The sequence below is a fragment of the Ruegeria sp. BH6 genome, assembly GCF_056538105.1.
In genome coordinates this window covers 247,531-264,588 of sequence record NZ_JBQFSR010000004.1, presented here as the reverse complement: position 1 = coordinate 264,588, position 17,058 = coordinate 247,531, and the positions used below count along the sequence as shown (strand labels likewise).

The window sequence follows — 17,058 nt, the reverse complement described above, 5'->3', positions numbered from 1 at the left end:
CTCATTCTCGTTGAGGCGCGCGTTTTCCTGCGCTATGAGGCGACAGCCCAACAGATGTAAAGAAACGACATATCAGATGCCCAAAGCGAAAATTACCGACGAAGAAGCCCTGGCCTTTCACCTGGACCCCACCCCCGGCAAGTGGGAGGTACAGGCCACGGTTCCCATGACAACCCAGCGTGATCTGTCGCTGGCCTATAGTCCCGGTGTCGCTGTTCCATGTGAAGCAATCGCGGAAAACCCCGAAACGGCCTATGACTATACCAACAAGGGCAATCTGGTCGCGGTAATCTCGAACGGCACGGCGGTTCTGGGTCTTGGAAATCTGGGCGCGTTGGGCTCAAAACCGGTGATGGAGGGGAAATCGGTCCTGTTCAAACGGTTTGCCGATGTGAACTCGATCGATATCGAGTTGGACACTGAAGACCCAGATGAATTCTGCCGCGCGGTGAAGCTGATGGGGCCGACCTTTGGCGGCATCAATCTGGAAGACATCAAGGCGCCCGAGTGTTTCATCATCGAACAGCGCCTGAAGGAAGAGATGGACATTCCCGTCTTTCACGATGATCAACACGGCACGGCGGTGATCTGCGCGGCAGGTCTGCTGAACGCGCTGCATATCTCGGGCAAAAAGATCGAGGATGTGAGGATCGTTCTGAACGGTGCAGGTGCTGCTGGGATCGCCTGTATAGAACTGCTCAAGGCGATGGGTGCGCGGCATGAAAACTGCATCGTCTGCGACACCAAGGGCGTAATCTATCAGGGCCGTACCGAAGGGATGAACCAGTGGAAATCGGCACACGCCATCACCACTGATCTGCGCACGCTGGAAGACGCTATGAACGGCGCGGATGTGTTCCTGGGCGTGTCGGTCAAAGGCGCGGTCACGCAGGACATGGTCGCCAGCATGGCCGACAACCCGGTGATTTTCGCCATGGCCAACCCCGACCCTGAAATCACGCCGGAAGAAGCGCATGAGGTGCGTGTGGATGCCATCGTCGCCACCGGACGCAGCGATTATCCGAACCAGGTCAACAACGTGCTGGGCTTCCCCTATCTGTTCCGGGGTGCGCTGGACATTCACGCCCGTGCCATCAATGACGAGATGAAGATTGCCTGCGCCCATGCGCTGGCCCGTCTGGCGCGCGAGGATGTGCCGGATGAGGTTGCGATGGCTTATGGCAAATCGCTGACCTTCGGTCGCGATTATATCATCCCGACACCGTTTGATCCCCGACTGATCCATCGTATCCCACCTGCCGTGGCCAAGGCGGGCATGGATACCGGCGCAGCGCGGCGTCCGATCATCGACATGGACGCCTATGAGCTGAGCCTCAAATCCCGCATGGACCCGACCGCCAGCATCCTGCGCGGTCTGAACGCCCGTGCGCGCCAAGCGCAAAGCCGCATGATCTTCGCCGAAGGTGACGATCCACGTGTACTGCGCGCTGCTGTGACCTATCAGCGGTCTGGATTCGGCAAGGCCCTGGTTGTCGGTCGCCCCGATGACGTAAAACAAAAGCTGGAAGAGGCCGGGCTGGGCGATGCCGTGCGCGAGTTGGAGGTGGTGAATGCCGCCAACACCACGCATCTCGAGACCTATACCGATTTCCTGTACAAGCGCTTGCAGCGCAAAGGTTTTGATAGCAAGGATATTTACCGCCTGGCGGCACGTGACCGGCATGTGTTCTCATCCCTGATGCTGGCGCATGGGCACGGTGATGGCCTGGTAACCGGGGCCACGCGCAAATCGGCGCATGTGCTGGACCGGATCAATCACGTGTTCGACGCGGACAAAGCGCATGGTGCGGTAGGTGTAACCGCGCTGCTGCACAAGGGGCGGATCGTGCTGATCGGTGATACGCTGGTGCATGAATGGCCGGATGAGAATGACCTGGCCAATATCGCCGAACGCTCAGCCGCCGTGGCCCGTCATATGGGGCTTGAGCCGCGCGTGGCCTTCGTCAGTTTCTCGACCTTTGGGTATCCGGTGTCGGAACGGGCCGAAAAGATGCACCGCGCGCCTGTCGTGTTGGATAAGCGCAAAGTGGATTTCGAATACGAGGGCGAGATGACCGTGGACGTTGCCCTGAACGAGGATCAACAGGCAGGCTATCCGTTCCAGCGCCTGACCGGCCCGGCGAATATCCTGATCGTTCCCGCTCGGCATTCGGCGTCGATCTCGACCAAGCTGATGCAGGAAATGGGCGGGTCCACGGTGATTGGCCCGATCCTGTCTGGTGTCGACAAGCCGATCCAGATCTGTTCGACCGGGTCGACGGCGAATGATATTCTGAACATGGCCATCCTGGCCTCGTGCGATATTGCTTAAGCCATGACGATCTGGAACCTCGGCTCGATCAACGCGGACATGATTTATGACGTGCCGCACCTGCCCGGACCGGGAGAGACGCTTTCAGCCAATCGGCTGGATCGGTATCTGGGTGGCAAAGGGGCAAATATGTCTGTGGCGGCCGCACGGGCCGGGGCGCAAGTGGCGCATATCGGGGCCGTGGGGCCGGATGGGCGCTGGGCGCTGGATCGTCTGACCGAATATGGCGTGGACACGCGCCATATCACTGGAGTCGAGGTTCCGACCGGTCATGCCATCATTGCGGTGGACGCACAGGGTGAGAACAACATCATTCTGTTCCCCGGTTCAAACCACGCGATCACTCAGGGTCAGTTGGGGCAAGCGCTGTCCTCGGCCCTGCAAGGCGATGTGCTGGTGATGCAGAACGAAACCAACCTACAGATCGAAGCCGCAAAGATGGGGCGCGATCTGGGGCTGACTGTCTGCTATGCCGCCGCACCGTTCCAGGCTGACGCGGTTCAGGCCGTGTTGCCGTATCTGGATTTTCTGATCCTGAATGAGATCGAGGCTGAACAACTACAGCAGGCAACCGGGCAATCCGTTACCGACCTTGAGGTCGAGCATGTAATCGTCACTTTGGGGTCAAAAGGAGCGCGGTATTACCATCGTGGCGCCGCTACGGATTTTCCGGCGCACAAGGTAAAGGCCGTGGATACCACTGGCGCAGGGGATACTTTCACCGGCTATGTTCTGGCAGGAATGGATCGTGGAATGCCAATGGCACAGGTGATTTCACAAGCAAACCGTGCCGCGGCCTTGATGGTCACGCGGCACGGCACAGCTGATGTTATTCCCGATCTCAAAGAGGTGCGCGAAGCGCGGCTCGATTAAGACCCCGCGAACGGTGCGTCACTGCCCCAAAGCTGCTTGACCCGGTCATCACGGCCGCAGGCTTTGCGATAGGCTTTGTACGCGCTGTGCTGGCGTTTGGGGCCAAAGCGGGTCAGGACTAGCTTGTTCCCTTTATAGTAATCCTGGTGATACGCCTCAGCCGGATAGAATGCCCCCTGCTGCAGGATTGGCGTCACGATCTGTTGCCCCAGCGCGTTCTGGGCACTTGTCTTGGCTTGCTGAGCCAGGGCTTTTTCCCCAGCGTTAGAGACGAAAATGGCCGTACGGTAGCTGTCACCCCGGTCACAGAACTGACCGCCCGCATCCGTTGGGTCGACCGAACGGAAGAACATACTTAGCAGGGTTTCACGGGAAACGCGGGCCGGGTCAAAGGTGATCTGAACCGCCTCGTAATGGCCAGTTCCGCCTTTGGTGACCTGATCATAGGTTGGATTGGCGGTACTGCCACCGGTGAAACCCGACACGGCGCCAGTCACGCCCGGAACGGATTCGAAATCGGATTCTACGCACCAGAAACAGCCCCCTGCAACCGTCAGGGTTTCGGACCCGGCGGCGGGTGCCGGGGCGGCACGCAGCAGGGCGACAAGAGCGATCAGCGTGAACTGAAGCGTAGGTTTGAAAAAATCGAGATAGGCGATGCGGGTCATGGCAGGTCTCCTTTTCGGGATAAGGCTGCCCTGACTTATGCGTTGGCGCAATCCGCTGACATGGTTTGTCACGGGGTGGTGAGACGAGTTTATCGTCTTAACCTAGCAGCTGTCCCAGCTTCATCGCCACACCCATATTGCCCGAAATCTTGAGCTTGCCCAATGCTACGCCGGTCATCGGGTTCAGCTTGCCCGTCAGTAATTTGGTCAGGTTGTCCTGCGAAATGCGGATGGTGCAATCGGTGTCGCGATCCTGTGTGCTGGCCCGATTTTCGGATAGAACGATGACACCATCCTCGCCACAATCGAATTTCAGCGAGCCCTCAAAGCTTTTGCCATCCAAGCCTTGCTGAATGCCGTTGGCGATGTCCTGCAGCATCTTTGTCCCCTTCACTAATTTGCCTATGCGTAAAGAGAATGGGCGTTCTTGTGCAAGGGTGACCCAACTGGACCCTGCAGTCACGACATTTGCAGGATTTGCCGGGTCCGCTCACAGGGTTGCCCATCATAAAAGGCATCAAGAACAGTCTGAAACTCTGACGGAGCTCCGGGCACGGATGCAAACAACGTCATCGAGGACCGCAGTTTCTTTGCGTCAATCCCACCCAGAATGTCACTGGCATCGCGCCCCTTGTGCTGCAACATCAACCCAGCAACCTTGGTCAGGCGCTGGCGGAGGTCTGGATGAGCCAGATAGGCTGTGGCCTCATCTAAATCCTCGATCCCGTACAGCTGCGCCATGTGAGACCGGCCAAGTTCGGCCAATTGCGGAAATACAAACCACATCCAGTGGCTGGTTTTCTGTCCTTGTTCCAATTCGCGCAGGACGTCGGACCAGACCGCGTCCTGCGCTTCGATGAACAGATCGAGTTCGTCGTTGATGTCGTCGTCGTCGATCACTTGGACAGGCGCTTATCCCGCGCCGCCAGCAATTTCAGGCGCAGCGCGTTCAACTGGATAAATCCGGCCGCGTCTTTTTGGTCATAGGCGCCGGCGTCATCTTCGAACGTCACATGCTCTTCAGAATACAGCGAATGATCCGACCAGCGACCCACGGTTGAGGCCAAGCCTTTGTACAGTTTCACGCGGACGGTGCCGGTGACATGATCCTGAGATTTGTCGATGGCGGCTTGCAGCATTTCCCGCTCGGGGCTGTACCAGAAGCCGTTATAGATCAGCTCGGCATATTGCGGCATCAGCTGATCTTTCAGGTGCATCGCGCCACGGTCCATGGTGATGGATTCGATACCACGGTGCGCTTCCAGCAGGATGGTGCCGCCGGGTGTTTCATAAATACCGCGCGATTTCATACCCACGAAGCGGCCTTCGACCAGGTCCAGACGGCCAATGCCGTGCTTGCCGCCATATTCGTTCAGTTTGGTCAGGATCGTGGCCGGGCTCATCGCCTCGCCATTGATGCTGACCGCGTCGCCTTTTTCAAAGCCGATCTCAATGAACTCGGGCTCGTTCGGTGCGTCCTCGGGGTGGACGGTACGCTGATAGACATAGTCTGGCGCCTGATCTGCGGGGTCTTCCAAAACCTTACCTTCGGACGAGGTGTGCAGCAGGTTGGCATCGACCGAGAACGGCGCCTCACCGCGTTTGTCCTTGGCAATTGGGATTTGGTTCGCTTCGGCAAATTCCAACAGCTTGGTGCGGCTGGTCAGGTCCCATTCACGCCAGGGTGCAATGACCTTGATGTCGGGGTTCAGGGCATAGGCGGCCAGTTCGAACCGCACCTGATCGTTGCCTTTGCCGGTCGCGCCATGTGCAACGGCGTCGGCACCGGTGGCCTCGGCAATCTCGACCAGACGCTTCGAGATCAGCGGACGCGCGATTGAGGTGCCCAGCAGATACAGGCCTTCGTATTGCGCATTGGCGCGGAACATCGGGAAGACGAAGTCGCGAACAAACTCTTCGCGGATGTCCTCGATATAGATGTTTTCGGGCTTGATCCCCAGCAGCTCGGCCTTTTGGCGGGCGGGCTCCAGCTCTTCACCCTGACCCAGATCGGCGGTGAAGGTCACGACCTCACAGCCATACTCGGTCTGCAACCATTTCAGGATGATCGAGGTATCAAGGCCACCGGAATAGGCCAGAACAACTTTCTTGGGCGCGGACATCTGACTTCCCCTTATGCGTAAGACGCTTGGCCCCTAACGGGTTTTGAACGTGGGGGCAAGTTATCTGCGTTGACGCGGGGCAGGAATTGAGATGAAACGAGTGCAAAGAGAAAAAGGTTTAGTTGAGAGGGCAGTTTTCAGATGTTGGGACTCGAGATTTTCGTGCATTCGCTAAAAATGGTTTTGCGGAACCTGAAAGAGGCAATGCAAATTTCTGTTGTGCCAGCGCTGATCGGTGGTGCGTTAATGGTTGGTCTCTTTTTTGTGTTCGATATTCCGTTTGAGAATTTCGACAGTCGCACTACTGGTTTTCCGGAGGGCGTTACGATGGGATCTTTCGTTGCTTTCTTCCTGAGCCTCGCTGTCGTTTTCACGATTGTCATTTTCTGGATCGTGGTTTCATGGCATCGCTTCGTATTGCTTGAAGAGTATCCTCGCGGGATGTTGCCGCCGTTCAAGTTTGATCGGGTCTTAGCTTATCTTGGGCGGGTTCTGCTTTTGGGGCTGTTTGCTATTGGTCTAATGGTGCCGGGATCGTTTATTGCCGGCAGTGCGATACAAGCTTCGGTCCCTATCGGTATAGTGGTGTGGGTGGTTCTAGTTGCCGGGCTGTGGATTGGTTTTTACCGTTTTTCACCCGTTTTACCGGGGGCGGCGATTGGTAAACCAATGACATTTTATGATGCATGGCATGCAACGGCGGGCTCAAACGGTCAAATCCTACTGCTTATTTTTCTGTCCTTCATTTTCCAGCTCCTGATGCAATTTTTGGTTGGGCTAGTGATCGCGGTACCAGTCATGGGACTGATAATCTCAGTTTTTGTTACGATGCTGATCTTGCCGCTGATCAACGTCAGTATCCTGACAACTATGTACGGCGTCTTCATCGAAAAACGCGAGCTCGCCTAACCCGCGTACACATATGTATTCCTTGCTCTTTTAGTCGGGATAGGCCACTGAAACGGTCATGACTGATTTCATGACCCGCGCCCGCGCCGCCGAACAGGCGATGCGCACCGTCTTTCCCGCGACGCCTCTGCAGCGGAATGCCCATCTGTCTGATCGGTTTGGTGCTGACATCTGGCTCAAGCGTGAAGACCTCAGCCCGGTGCGGTCGTATAAAATCCGTGGTGCGTTCAACGCCATGCGCAAGCAGCAGGGGCAAGAGCTTTTCGTCTGCGCCAGCGCGGGAAATCATGCGCAGGGCGTGGCCTTCATGTGCAAGCACCTGAACGTGCGTGGTGTGATCTTCATGCCGGTGACGACGCCGCAGCAGAAAATTCAGAAAACCCGCATTTTTGGCGGCGAAAACATCGAAATTCACCTGACCGGAGACTATTTCGACGACACGCTGGCCGCTGCGCAGGCGTGGTGTGCGCAGCAGGGCGGGCATTTTCTGTCGCCCTTTGATGATGAGGATGTGATCGAGGGGCAGGCGTCTCTGGCTGTCGAGGTTGAGGCGCAGCTGGGTAGCGTCCCGGATCACGTGATCCTGCCGGTTGGCGGGGGCGGCATGTCCTCGGGCGTGGCGACATGGTTCGGGGATCGGACCCATTGCCTGTTTGTCGAGCCCAAAGGCGGGGCCTGTTTACATGCGGCCATGGCGGCGGGGCATCCGGTGGCGTTGGATCATATCGACAACTTTGTCGATGGGGCAGCGGTCGGGAAGATCGGGGCGAAACCGTTTGAACTGCTCAAGGATCGCCACCTGTCCGACGTGCTGGTCTTGTCCGAAGACCGTATCTGCACCACCATGATCGAAATGCTGAATGTCGAAGGCATCGTGCTTGAGCCCGCAGGCGCCCTGGCGATCGAGGCAGTGACCGATGTGCAAAGCTTTATCCGCGGCAAAACCGTTGTCTGCGTCACCTCGGGCGGCAATTTCGATTTCGAACGTCTGCCCGAGGTCAAGGAACGGGCGCAGCGTTATTCCGGCGTCAAAAAGTACTTTATCCTGCGCCTGCCGCAGCGCCCCGGCGCGTTGAAAGAGTTTCTGGGCATATTAGGGCCGGAAGACGATATCGCCCGGTTCGAATACATGAAGAAGTCGGCGCGCAATTTCGGTTCGGTCCTGATCGGCATCGAAACCCGTAAGCCCGAGAATTTCGCACGCCTGTTCGCGCATCTGGACGAGGCTGGCTTTACCTATACCGACATCACCGAAGACGAGACGCTGGCCCAGTTCGTGATCTAGGACAGGTTCGCGGCTTTCTCGGCAAAGAACACAGTTTTTGAGTCGTCATAGACTGTCAGGATGGCAGGCAGATCGACGTCACTGGCCTTGCCAGCGGCGGCGTTGCGCTCTGCGTCCTGACACAGCTTGGAAAACCGGTCGAACCCCAGACTCAGCGCGCTGCCCTTGAGGAAATGCATGTTCTGTTCGAACTCAGCCCGGTCGGTGTCCTGATGCAGCCGGTCGATGGTTTCCTGAACCTCGTCCAGGAAGATCTGCACCACCTCTTCGAATTCGCTGGCACCCACCTCATCCCGCAGCTGTCTGACCCTGGACCAGTCGATCATGTTCGGCCTCTCCACACATATCGCGACCTGACTTGGATAGCCCACGGCAAGTAAAGAGCGGGTTAAGCAATAAGCCAAAGACGCCTTCACCGGATGTTAAACCGCCCTGCGCTAGGGTCGCTGCGTTCCGTAAAGGTCACAGTACAGAGGGTTCAGGTGGCAGAGGGCAGTCAGGCAGAGGCCAGGTCCGATCAGGATTTTGGTGCGATCCAAAAGGTGCTGGTCGTCGATGACAGCCGGCTGCAACGTCGTATTCTGGTGGCCTCGCTGAAAAAGTGGGGCTTTGAGGTGCTAGAGGCCGATAACGGCGACGCCGCGATCGAGATGTGCGCCACCGACCCGCCGGATCTGGTTCTCAGCGATTGGGTGATGCCGGGGATGAGCGGGCTGGAATTCTGCCGTGCCTTCCGGGCGCTGGAAAGTGATCAATACAGTTACTTCATCCTGTTGACCTCAAAAAGTGAAAAGCAAGAGGTGGCGCGCGGGCTGGACGCTGGTGCGGACGATTTCCTGATCAAACCGCTTGAGGCGGATGAGCTGCGCGCGCGGATCTCGGCCGGGGCGCGGATTCTGGATATGCAGCGCGAACTGTCCGAGAAGAACCGGATGATCGAATCCGCGTTAGAAGACCTGCGCGTGGCGCATGATGCCATCGACAAAGACCTGATTCAGGCCCGGAAAATTCAGGAATCCCTTGTCCCCGAACTGACGCGGGATTTCGGGAAATCGCGGGTCAGCATGCTGCTGAAACCCTGCGGGCATATTGGCGGTGATCTGGTGGGGATGTTCTCGCCCGGGGTCAATCGGCTGGGGTTTTACAGCATTGACGTGTCGGGCCACGGTATCACCTCGGCGATGATGACGGCACGATTGGGCGGCTATCTGTCCAGCAATCATTTCGATCAGAACGTGGCGATGGAAAAACGCTTTGACAAGTTCTATGCTCTGCTGCCACCCGAACAGGTGGCCGAGATGCTCAATTGCCGCCTGATGGCCGATGCCGGCGTCGAAGAATACTTCACCATGGTTTATGCTATTGTCGACCTGCGCAACGGGCATCTTAAGATGGTGCAGGCCGGGCACCCGCATCCACTTGTATTGCGCCAAGACGGCAGTGCCGAATTTTTGGGCGAGGGTGGCTTGCCCATCGGTTTGCTGCCTGATGTGTCCTTTCAGCGGATCGAAACTTACCTGCAACCTGGCGATAAACTGATGCTGTATTCTGATGGCTTTACCGAGTGTCGTCTGGCCGATGGCGGCTTGCTTGAGGAAGAAGGCCTGCAGCAGATGGCCCGCGATTGTGCGCCCGACCGCAGCGGTACCGAGTTTCTGGACGACATGTTCTGGCGCCTGACGCAGGCCATGGCACCGGGCAGCGGCATGGATGATGACGTGTCCGCCGTGTTCTTTGAATATAACGGAGCTTAGAAACTGTTCAGATGTCGGGTAGCAAAGTGACGGTCCCCCTCGTTGCCAAGCATCTGCACCGCAACGGCAGTTTCCATCCAAAGTGCTTCGTGAAACTCTTCGCGAGGCGGTCCCATCCGGCGCACCGGACGGGCGCTGTAGATCATGCAGATTTTCTCGGCCCAAAGGTCATATTCAGGCATAAAGGTGAACCGGCGAAACGCACCGATCCGCCGCGGGGCGGCGATCAGCCAGCCGGTTTCTTCGAACACTTCGCGATGCAGCGCGGTAATCGGGGATTCGCCCGGATCAATGCCACCGCCCGGCAGCTGCAATTCGGGGTTCAGCCCATCGTCATACCACGTGACCAGAAGGTCTTTTCCTTGCGGCAGCAACGCATAGACACCCGGTCTGCGTGTATATGTACGCCCTTTTTCCGGGGTTTCACCGAACCGTCTGATCATGTATGGCCCCTTCAAACCCAATCTGTTCAACCTATATGGTGCCGGTATGCCAACCCGTGGCGTGTAAGGAAACCCCATGTCTCTTGGAACGAAAATCGCGTGGGACGATACTGTCCTGCCCTTTCAACTTGATGTATCGGATATGCGCGGCCGTGTAGCCCGTCTGGATGGCGCGCTGGACGGCATCCTGAAGCAGCATGACTATCCCGAAAAGGTCGAGGCGTTAGTGGCCGAGATGGCCCTGCTGACCGCGTTGATCGGCCAGACCGTTTCGCTGCGTTGGAAACTGTCTTTGCAGGTGCAGTCCAAGGGCCCGGTGCGCATGATCGCGACCGATTACTTTGCGCCCAAGGTCGAGGGTGAGCCGGCCCGCATCCGCGCCTATGCCAGCTATGATCGCGACCGCCTGACCGATGGCGGGCCGTTTGATCAGGTGGGCGAGGGTTATTTCGCCATCATGATCGACCAGGGTGAAGGCACGCAGCCGTATCAAGGGATCACTCCGCTGGCGGGGGGCTCGATCTCTGCCTGTGCCGAGGCGTATTTCGCACAATCCGAGCAGCTGCCGACGCGGTTCTCGCTCAGCTTTGGCAAATCGACCGAGCCGGGCGTCGGTGAACATTGGCGTGCGGGCGGAGTAATGCTGCAGCACATGCCCAAGGCCTCGCCCTTTGTGGCGGACGGCCAAGGTGGAGGGCAGATTCTGACCGCCGAAGATCTAGTCGACGGGGAAGAGAGTGAAAACTGGGGCCGCGTCAACATCCTGTTGGATACGGTCGAGGATCTCGAATTGATCGGGCCTTCGGTGGCGCCGACCGACCTGTTGATCCGGCTGTTTCACGAGGAACAGCCGCGGGTCTATGACGCTCAGTCCGTGCAATTCGGCTGCACCTGTTCGGAAGATCGTGTGCGGCAAAGCCTGTCGATCTATTCGGCCAAGGACATCGAAAAGATGACCACGCCCGAAGGCAAGGTAACCGCCGATTGTCAGTTCTGTGGCGCACATTACATACTGGAACCGGGTTCGGTCGGCTTTGATGCGGACGACGCCTGATCCTACGGACCAGCTGCGGGCGGCCCTGCGCCGCCCCGGCCATGGTTCAAGCGATTTCGACCTGAACCCCGAAACCATCCTGCCTGAAGGGCGCAAATTGCGCCCGGCGGGGGTGCTGGTTCCGATTACGGTGATTGACGACACGCCGCGGCTGATTCTGACGAAACGATCCTCGGCTCTAAAACACCACCCCGGCCAGATCGCCTTTCCCGGCGGTAAGCAGGATCAAGGCGACGTAGATGTCACCGCCACTGCCCTGCGTGAGGCGCAGGAGGAGATCGGTCTGCCGCCCGACTTGCCCGAGATTCTGGGCCACCTATCGTCTCATGAAACCGTCACGTCCTTTACCGTTACACCGGTTGTCGCGATCCTGCGCGAACCGTTTCAACTGACCCCCGAACCGGGCGAAGTGGACGAGGTGTTTTCGGTTCCGCTTGCACATGTCCTCAACCCTGCGAATTATATCGTTGAAGCGCGCCGCTGGCGTGGTCACAAACGGTATTATTTCACGGTGCCGTTCGGCCCCTACTACATCTGGGGCGCGACGGCCCGAATGTTGCGGGGATTGGCCGCACGGGTGAATGAATGACGCGAATTTCTGAGGCCTGGGTTACTGATCCGGCAACGCAAAAGGTCTGTGCAGCGTTGACGGGCGCCGGTGCGCAGGCGTTGTTCGTCGGGGGTTGCGTGCGCAACGCGTTGCTGGGCGCGCCGGTCTCGGATATCGATATCGCCACCGATGCGCGCCCCGAACGGGTGATGGAGCTGGCGCAGGCAACGGGCCTCAAGGCCATCCCCACCGGAATCGACCACGGCACGATCACTGTGGTCAGTGGCGGTGCCCCGCATGAGATCACCACTTTTCGCCGCGACGTGGAAACCGATGGCCGCAGGGCGGTGGTGGCATTTTCCGACAAGGTGGAAGAAGACGCCGCGCGCCGCGATTTCACCATGAATGCGATCTATGCGCGGCCCGATGGCAGTATTCTCGACCCGTTGAACGGGCTGCCTGACCTACAATCCCGCCGCGTGCGCTTTATCGGCAACGCCGAGAACCGCATTCGAGAGGATTACCTGCGATCCCTGCGGTATTTCCGGTTTCACGCCTGGTACGGCGATGCAGAGGCTGGGTTTGATCCGGACGCTCTGGCGGCGATTGCGTCCAACCTGGACGGGCTAGAGGGCCTGTCTCGTGAACGGGTCGGGGCTGAACTTCTGAAACTTATGGGCGCACCCGATCCGGCACCCTCGATTGCCGCGATGCGTCAATCGGGTGTTCTGGCCCGGCTGTTGCCAGGGGCCGAGGACCGTGCGTTGGTACCGTTGATAGCGCTAGAGGAACAGGCCGGGGCCGCCCCTGAGTCAATTCGGCGTCTGGCCGCAATCACAACGCCAGAAATCGCCAAGACCCTGCGCCTGAGCAAGGCGCAATTACAACGTCTGACCCGCATGCGGGATGAGGCATCCGGTACCGCCAGCGTTGCCGAACTGGGGTTTCGCTATGGCGAAGAGGGCGGCTTGCACGAAACCCTGCTGCGCTGCGCCTTCCTTGAACAGCCGTGGAGCGAAACCTTGCGCACCGATCTGCACAAAGGGGCTGAGGCTGATTTCCCGATCAAGGCCACCGACCTGATTCCCGATTTCACCGGTCCCGCGCTGGGCAAAAAACTGGCCGAGCTTGAGGCGCGCTGGATTGCATCAGGCTTTGCTCTGACCCGCGAGGAATTGCTGAGCATCTGACACGAAGTCTCAAAAGGGGATGACAAATCAACTTCTTTGTGGTTTCGTGCGCCTGTCACATGAATGGAGGGATGCGAATGTATTACGGGATCTGGTTCGGCTAAAGCCGGAACACTTTGACCCGTAGGGGTGGTGTTCTGGCGCCATCTTTCTTCGCATGACCTATTTACTGCTCAATCGGAGCACTCTCCATGTTTCGCTATTTCGAAAACCTTGTTGACCCTTTTGCCGACTATACCGAGACCGACACACCGCCCACGCGGCTGTGGCCGTTTATGCTGGATTATTCCCGACCTTTCATGCGGGTGTTTTTCTGGACCGCGCTGATTTCAGTCATCGTCGCCGCGGTCGAGGTCGGGCTGATTTATTACATGGGTCGCGTGGTTGACCTGTTGTCTGGCCCTCCGGCTGAGGTCTGGCAGGCCCACGGGACCGAATTGATTCTGATGGCTGTGTTTGTGCTGCTGTTACGGCCGATGCTGCATGTGGTCGATGTCCTGCTGCTGAACAACACGATCCTGCCGAACTTTGGCACCATCATACGTTGGCGGGCGCATAAGCACGTGCTGCGTCAGTCCGTGGGGTGGTTCGAGAATGACTTCGCGGGCCGTATCGCAAACCGGATCATGCAGACGCCCCCAGCTGCGGGCGAAGCGGTGTTTCAGGTTTTTGACGCGATTTCTTTCTCGCTGGCTTATCTGATCGGGGCGGCGATCCTGTTGATGGCGGCCGATCCGCGCCTGTTGTTGCCGCTGCTGATCTGGTTTGCACTATATGCATTGTTGGTGCGCTGGACGGTCGCTCGGGTCGGACCGGCGTCCAAGGCGGCGTCGGATGCGCGCTCGGCGGTGACGGGTCGGGTGGTGGACAGTTACACCAACATCCATTCGGTCAAGATGTTCGCGCATAATGATCAAGAGTTGGACTATGCCCGCGAAGCCATCGCTGAAACCCGTCGCACCTTCCAGGTTGAGATGCGGATCTTCACCATTATGGATGTGGTTCTGGTGACGTTGAACGGCCTGCTGATCGTTGGTGTTGTCGGTTGGGCCATTGCCTTGTGGATGCAGGGCAGTGCCACGGTCGGTGTGGTGGCAGCGGCGACCGCACTGACCTTGCGACTGAATGCGATGACCGGTTGGATCATGTGGGCGTTGACCAGTTTCTTCCGCCAGCTTGGTGTGGTGGCTGAAGGGATGGAGACGATTGCCCAGCCTATCGACCTGCTGGATGCGCGGGATGCGAAACCTTTGCAACTGACCACAGGTCAGATCGACATCCGCGACCTGTCGCATCACTATGGCCGCAAAACCGGTGGGCTGGATCATATCAACATGACCATTCAACCGGGTGAAAAGATTGGTCTGATCGGGCGGTCCGGTGCCGGAAAATCGACCCTAGTTAAGCTGCTTTTGCGGTTTTACGACGTGGAACAGGGTGCGATCCTGATTGACGACCAAAACATCGCGAGCGTCACGCAGGACAGTCTGCGCAGCCATATCGGCATGGTTCAGCAGGACAGTGCGCTGCTGCACAGGTCAGTGCGCGACAATATCCTGTATGGTCGTCCCGAGGCATCCGAGGAACAGATGATCGCTGCCGCCAAACAGGCCGAGGCGCATGAATTCATCCTCGACCTACAAGACCCACAAGGGCGCACCGGCTATGACGCGCATGTGGGGGAACGGGGCGTGAAGCTGAGCGGTGGACAGAGGCAGCGGGTGACGCTGGCGCGGGTGATCCTGAAAGACGCACCGATCCTGCTGTTGGATGAGGCGACATCCGCCCTGGATTCCGAGGTCGAAGCGTCGATTCAGGAGACCCTCTACGGCATGATGCAAGGTAAAACCGTGATCGCCATTGCCCACCGGCTGAGCACCATTGCGCAGATGGATCGTATTCTGGTTATGGATGGAGGTCGGATTGTAGAGCAGGGCGGGCATTCCGAATTGTTGGCGCATGGGGGGCTTTACGCTCAGTTCTGGGCGCGGCAATCTGGTGGCTTCCTGAACCCGGAGGCTGCGGAATGAAGGCTGCCGATCTTATAGATCCATTCAAAAACTCTGAGACGCCCCCGCCGCAAACGCTGGGGGCGTTCATCCGTTGGTGTCTGTCCGGCGCGTGGCCGATGATTTTTGTCGCGGCGAGTTTTTCGGCCATGGCTGGCGCGATGGAGGCCGGAACGGCCTGGATGTTGGGTCTGGTGATCGATCTTGCCTCGGAAAATGGACCTCAGGGTTTTTTCAACGCAGATAATCTGTGGATGATTCTGGGCGTGGTGGCATTTTTCATGTTGCTGCGTCCGGCCCTGTTCGGGCTGTCTTCGGTGACGAACAACTATATCGTCATGCCCAATGTGCCGCCGCTGGTGCTGGCCAAGCTGAACCGCTGGACCCTTGGCCAATCGGTCACTTATTTCGACGATGATTTTGCAGGCCGGATCGCGCAGAAACAGATGCAGACGTCGAATGCGCTGGCCTCGGTCGTGTCCGAGACAATCAGTGCAATTGTGTTTGCCTTGGCCTCACTTGCCGGTTCTTTGCTTTTGTTAGGGTCTATTCATCCACTGGTGATGTTACCTTTCGCGGGGTGGCTAGTGGTGTATTTTCTGCTGATCCGCTGGTATCTGCCACGCATTCGCGCCCGGTCTGCTGCGCGGGCTGGCGCGCGCGCCATGGTGTCCGGGCAAGTGGTTGATACCATCACCAATATCAAGACCGTAAAGCTGTTCGCCCATTCCGCGTTCGAGGATCAGGCCGCGCGAAACTCGATGGTTGATCTACGCGAAAAGATGTTGGCCTTCGGGGCATTGTCCGCCAGCTTCCGATTTATCCTGATGGTGCTGGCCGGGGTTCTTCCGGTTCTCTTGCTGGGCGCGACGCTGCTTTTGTGGAGAAACGGGATTGCGACGGCGGGTGATATCGTGGCGGCTGGCGCGGTTTCGATCAGAATTGCGCAGATGACCGGCTGGGTCAGTTTCACACTGATGGGGCTCTACGCGAATGTGGGTGAGGTCGAGAACGGTATGAAGACGCTTGCCAAACGCGACCGGGTCGAGGACGCCGCGCAAGCCACTGACCTGACAGTGACCGAGGGGCGGATAGATTTCGACCATGTCAGCTTTGCCTATGGTCGCGATGTGGGTGGTGTGTCCGATGTGAGCATGACCGTGCATCCGGGTGAAAAGCTGGGAATTGTTGGGGCCTCGGGTGCTGGGAAATCCACTTTGGTCTCGTTGTTGCTCAGGCTCTATGACGGGGAAAAAGGCATTATTCGCATTGATGGGCAAGATGTCAGCCAGGTAACGCAGGACAGTTTGCGTAGTCAGATCGGCATGGTCACGCAGGAAACTGCGATGTTCAACCGCTCGGCGCGTGAGAATATCCTGTATGGCCGCCCAAACGCGTCAGAAGACGACATGATTGCAGCGGCGAAAAAGGCCGAAGCGCATGATTTTATTCTAAGCCTACAGGATGCCCATGGCCGCAGCGGCTATGACGCGCATCTGGGCGAACGCGGTGTGAAGCTCAGCGGTGGGCAGCGGCAACGGATCGCTCTGGCGCGCGCTATCCTCAAAGATGCGCCGATTCTGGTGCTGGATGAGGCGACCTCGGCGCTGGATTCCGAAGTTGAGGCGTCGATTCAAACCGCCCTGCACCGGGTGATGCAGGGCAAGACGGTCCTGGCGATTGCACATCGCCTGTCCACGCTCAGCGAGATGGACCGGATTATCGTCTTGGATCAGGGGCAGATCGTCGAATCCGGCACCCATGATGCGTTGTTGGAGCAGGGCGGGCTGTACGCTCGGTTCTGGCATCGCCAATCGGGCGGGTTCATTCAGGCCGAAGCCGCCGAATAACGCACAAAGCGTGCTAGG

At 58.2% G+C, this 17,058-nt stretch carries 16 protein-coding genes; 10 read left to right on the top strand and 6 right to left on the bottom strand.

From position 1 onward, the window contains the following. The first annotated feature begins 76 nt into the window (after window positions 1-76). Window positions 77-2,332 carry an NADP-dependent malic enzyme gene (locus ACR0B8_RS11635; RefSeq protein ID WP_170506403.1) on the top strand — a complete coding sequence of 752 codons (2,256 nt, stop codon included), beginning with the start codon at window positions 77-79 and terminating at the stop codon, window positions 2,330-2,332. A gap of 3 nt (window positions 2,333-2,335) precedes the next feature. Beyond that, complete coding sequence (locus ACR0B8_RS11630; RefSeq protein ID WP_170361043.1) at window positions 2,336-3,205, top strand: ribokinase; 870 nt, start codon at window positions 2,336-2,338, stop codon at window positions 3,203-3,205. Here ACR0B8_RS11630 and msrA read toward each other — a convergent pair. From msrA to ACR0B8_RS11610, 4 genes are all read right to left on the bottom strand, one after another. Next, window positions 3,202-3,873, bottom strand: coding sequence for a peptide-methionine (S)-S-oxide reductase MsrA (msrA, locus tag ACR0B8_RS11625; RefSeq protein ID WP_170361041.1), 672 nt, complete (start codon window positions 3,871-3,873; stop codon window positions 3,202-3,204). The genes ACR0B8_RS11630 and msrA overlap by 4 nt on opposite strands. Before the next feature lie 97 nt (window positions 3,874-3,970). Then, a complete protein-coding gene (locus ACR0B8_RS11620) occupies window positions 3,971-4,252 on the bottom strand; it encodes an SCP2 sterol-binding domain-containing protein (RefSeq protein ID WP_226689017.1) in 282 nt (93 codons plus the stop codon). Between the two features lie 80 nt (window positions 4,253-4,332). Next, the gene (locus ACR0B8_RS11615) at window positions 4,333-4,773 is read right to left on the bottom strand and encodes a DUF1810 domain-containing protein (protein ID WP_226689018.1); all 441 of its coding nucleotides are present in this window, start codon (window positions 4,771-4,773) and stop codon (window positions 4,333-4,335) included. Then, window positions 4,770-5,996, bottom strand: a complete 1,227-nt coding sequence (locus ACR0B8_RS11610) for an argininosuccinate synthase (RefSeq protein ID WP_170361039.1) — start codon at window positions 5,994-5,996, stop codon at window positions 4,770-4,772. The genes ACR0B8_RS11615 and ACR0B8_RS11610 overlap by 4 nt, the downstream gene beginning before the upstream one ends. A 141-nt stretch (window positions 5,997-6,137) precedes the next feature. Between ACR0B8_RS11610 and ACR0B8_RS11605 the strand changes: the two genes are divergently transcribed. Then, entirely contained in the window at window positions 6,138-6,905 is a 768-nt protein-coding gene (locus tag ACR0B8_RS11605; protein WP_480658481.1) for a hypothetical protein, read from the top strand. Between the two features lie 58 nt (window positions 6,906-6,963). Further along, window positions 6,964-8,190, top strand: a complete 1,227-nt coding sequence (ilvA, locus tag ACR0B8_RS11600; protein ID WP_170577959.1) for a threonine ammonia-lyase IlvA — start codon at window positions 6,964-6,966, stop codon at window positions 8,188-8,190. Here the strand turns inward: ilvA and ACR0B8_RS11595 are convergent. Then, entirely contained in the window at window positions 8,187-8,516 is a 330-nt protein-coding gene (locus ACR0B8_RS11595; RefSeq protein WP_170577957.1) for an Hpt domain-containing protein, read from the bottom strand. The genes ilvA and ACR0B8_RS11595 overlap by 4 nt on opposite strands. A gap of 156 nt (window positions 8,517-8,672) precedes the next feature. On the opposite strand from ACR0B8_RS11595, the gene ACR0B8_RS11590 reads away from it, so the two are divergent. Next, window positions 8,673-9,944 (top strand): PP2C family protein-serine/threonine phosphatase, encoded by a 1,272-nt coding sequence (locus ACR0B8_RS11590; protein WP_226689020.1) that lies wholly within the window; start codon window positions 8,673-8,675, stop codon window positions 9,942-9,944. On the opposite strand, the gene ACR0B8_RS11585 is transcribed toward ACR0B8_RS11590, so the two are convergent. Further along, window positions 9,941-10,387, bottom strand: a complete 447-nt coding sequence (locus tag ACR0B8_RS11585; protein ID WP_170349572.1) for an NUDIX hydrolase — start codon at window positions 10,385-10,387, stop codon at window positions 9,941-9,943. The genes ACR0B8_RS11590 and ACR0B8_RS11585 overlap by 4 nt on opposite strands. Before the next feature lie 76 nt (window positions 10,388-10,463). On the opposite strand from ACR0B8_RS11585, the gene hslO reads away from it, so the two are divergent. The 5 genes from hslO (at window position 10,464) to ACR0B8_RS11560 (ending at window position 17,040) form a co-directional block, all read left to right on the top strand. Next, window positions 10,464-11,441: an Hsp33 family molecular chaperone HslO gene (gene hslO / locus ACR0B8_RS11580; RefSeq protein WP_226689021.1), complete on the top strand. Its 978-nt coding sequence runs from the start codon at window positions 10,464-10,466 to the stop codon at window positions 11,439-11,441. Next, window positions 11,425-12,030, top strand: a complete 606-nt coding sequence (locus ACR0B8_RS11575; RefSeq protein ID WP_226689022.1) for a CoA pyrophosphatase — start codon at window positions 11,425-11,427, stop codon at window positions 12,028-12,030. The genes hslO and ACR0B8_RS11575 overlap by 17 nt, the downstream gene beginning before the upstream one ends. Then, complete coding sequence (locus ACR0B8_RS11570) at window positions 12,027-13,181, top strand: CCA tRNA nucleotidyltransferase (protein WP_170506389.1); 1,155 nt, start codon at window positions 12,027-12,029, stop codon at window positions 13,179-13,181. Before ACR0B8_RS11575 ends, ACR0B8_RS11570 begins: the two co-directional genes overlap by 4 nt. Before the next feature lie 191 nt (window positions 13,182-13,372). Beyond that, on the top strand, window positions 13,373-15,211 hold the full coding sequence (locus ACR0B8_RS11565; protein WP_170506386.1) for an ABC transporter ATP-binding protein: 1,839 nt from the start codon (window positions 13,373-13,375) through the stop codon (window positions 15,209-15,211). Then, the gene (locus tag ACR0B8_RS11560; protein ID WP_226689023.1) at window positions 15,208-17,040 is read left to right on the top strand and encodes an ABC transporter ATP-binding protein; all 1,833 of its coding nucleotides are present in this window, start codon (window positions 15,208-15,210) and stop codon (window positions 17,038-17,040) included. The genes ACR0B8_RS11565 and ACR0B8_RS11560 overlap by 4 nt, the downstream gene beginning before the upstream one ends. Window positions 17,041-17,058: the final 18 nt, after the last annotated feature.

Coding starts and splice junctions, on each gene's coding strand:
- msrA (WP_170361041.1), bottom strand. CDS start 3,873: ATGACCCGCATCGCCTATCTCGATTTTTTCAAACCTACGCTTCAGTTC.
- hslO (WP_226689021.1), top strand. CDS start 10,464: ATGTCTCTTGGAACGAAAATCGCGTGGGACGATACTGTCCTGCCCTTT.
- ACR0B8_RS11565 (WP_170506386.1), top strand. CDS start 13,373: ATGTTTCGCTATTTCGAAAACCTTGTTGACCCTTTTGCCGACTATACC.
- ilvA (WP_170577959.1), top strand. CDS start 6,964: ATGACTGATTTCATGACCCGCGCCCGCGCCGCCGAACAGGCGATGCGC.
- ACR0B8_RS11630 (WP_170361043.1), top strand. CDS start 2,336: ATGACGATCTGGAACCTCGGCTCGATCAACGCGGACATGATTTATGAC.
- ACR0B8_RS11585 (WP_170349572.1), bottom strand. CDS start 10,387: ATGATCAGACGGTTCGGTGAAACCCCGGAAAAAGGGCGTACATATACA.
- ACR0B8_RS11570 (WP_170506389.1), top strand. CDS start 12,027: ATGACGCGAATTTCTGAGGCCTGGGTTACTGATCCGGCAACGCAAAAG.
- ACR0B8_RS11620 (WP_226689017.1), bottom strand. CDS start 4,252: ATGCTGCAGGACATCGCCAACGGCATTCAGCAAGGCTTGGATGGCAAA.
- ACR0B8_RS11560 (WP_226689023.1), top strand. CDS start 15,208: ATGAAGGCTGCCGATCTTATAGATCCATTCAAAAACTCTGAGACGCCC.
- ACR0B8_RS11575 (WP_226689022.1), top strand. CDS start 11,425: ATGCGGACGACGCCTGATCCTACGGACCAGCTGCGGGCGGCCCTGCGC.
- ACR0B8_RS11635 (WP_170506403.1), top strand. CDS start 77: ATGCCCAAAGCGAAAATTACCGACGAAGAAGCCCTGGCCTTTCACCTG.
- ACR0B8_RS11595 (WP_170577957.1), bottom strand. CDS start 8,516: ATGATCGACTGGTCCAGGGTCAGACAGCTGCGGGATGAGGTGGGTGCC.
- ACR0B8_RS11610 (WP_170361039.1), bottom strand. CDS start 5,996: ATGTCCGCGCCCAAGAAAGTTGTTCTGGCCTATTCCGGTGGCCTTGAT.
- ACR0B8_RS11605 (WP_480658481.1), top strand. CDS start 6,138: ATGTTGGGACTCGAGATTTTCGTGCATTCGCTAAAAATGGTTTTGCGG.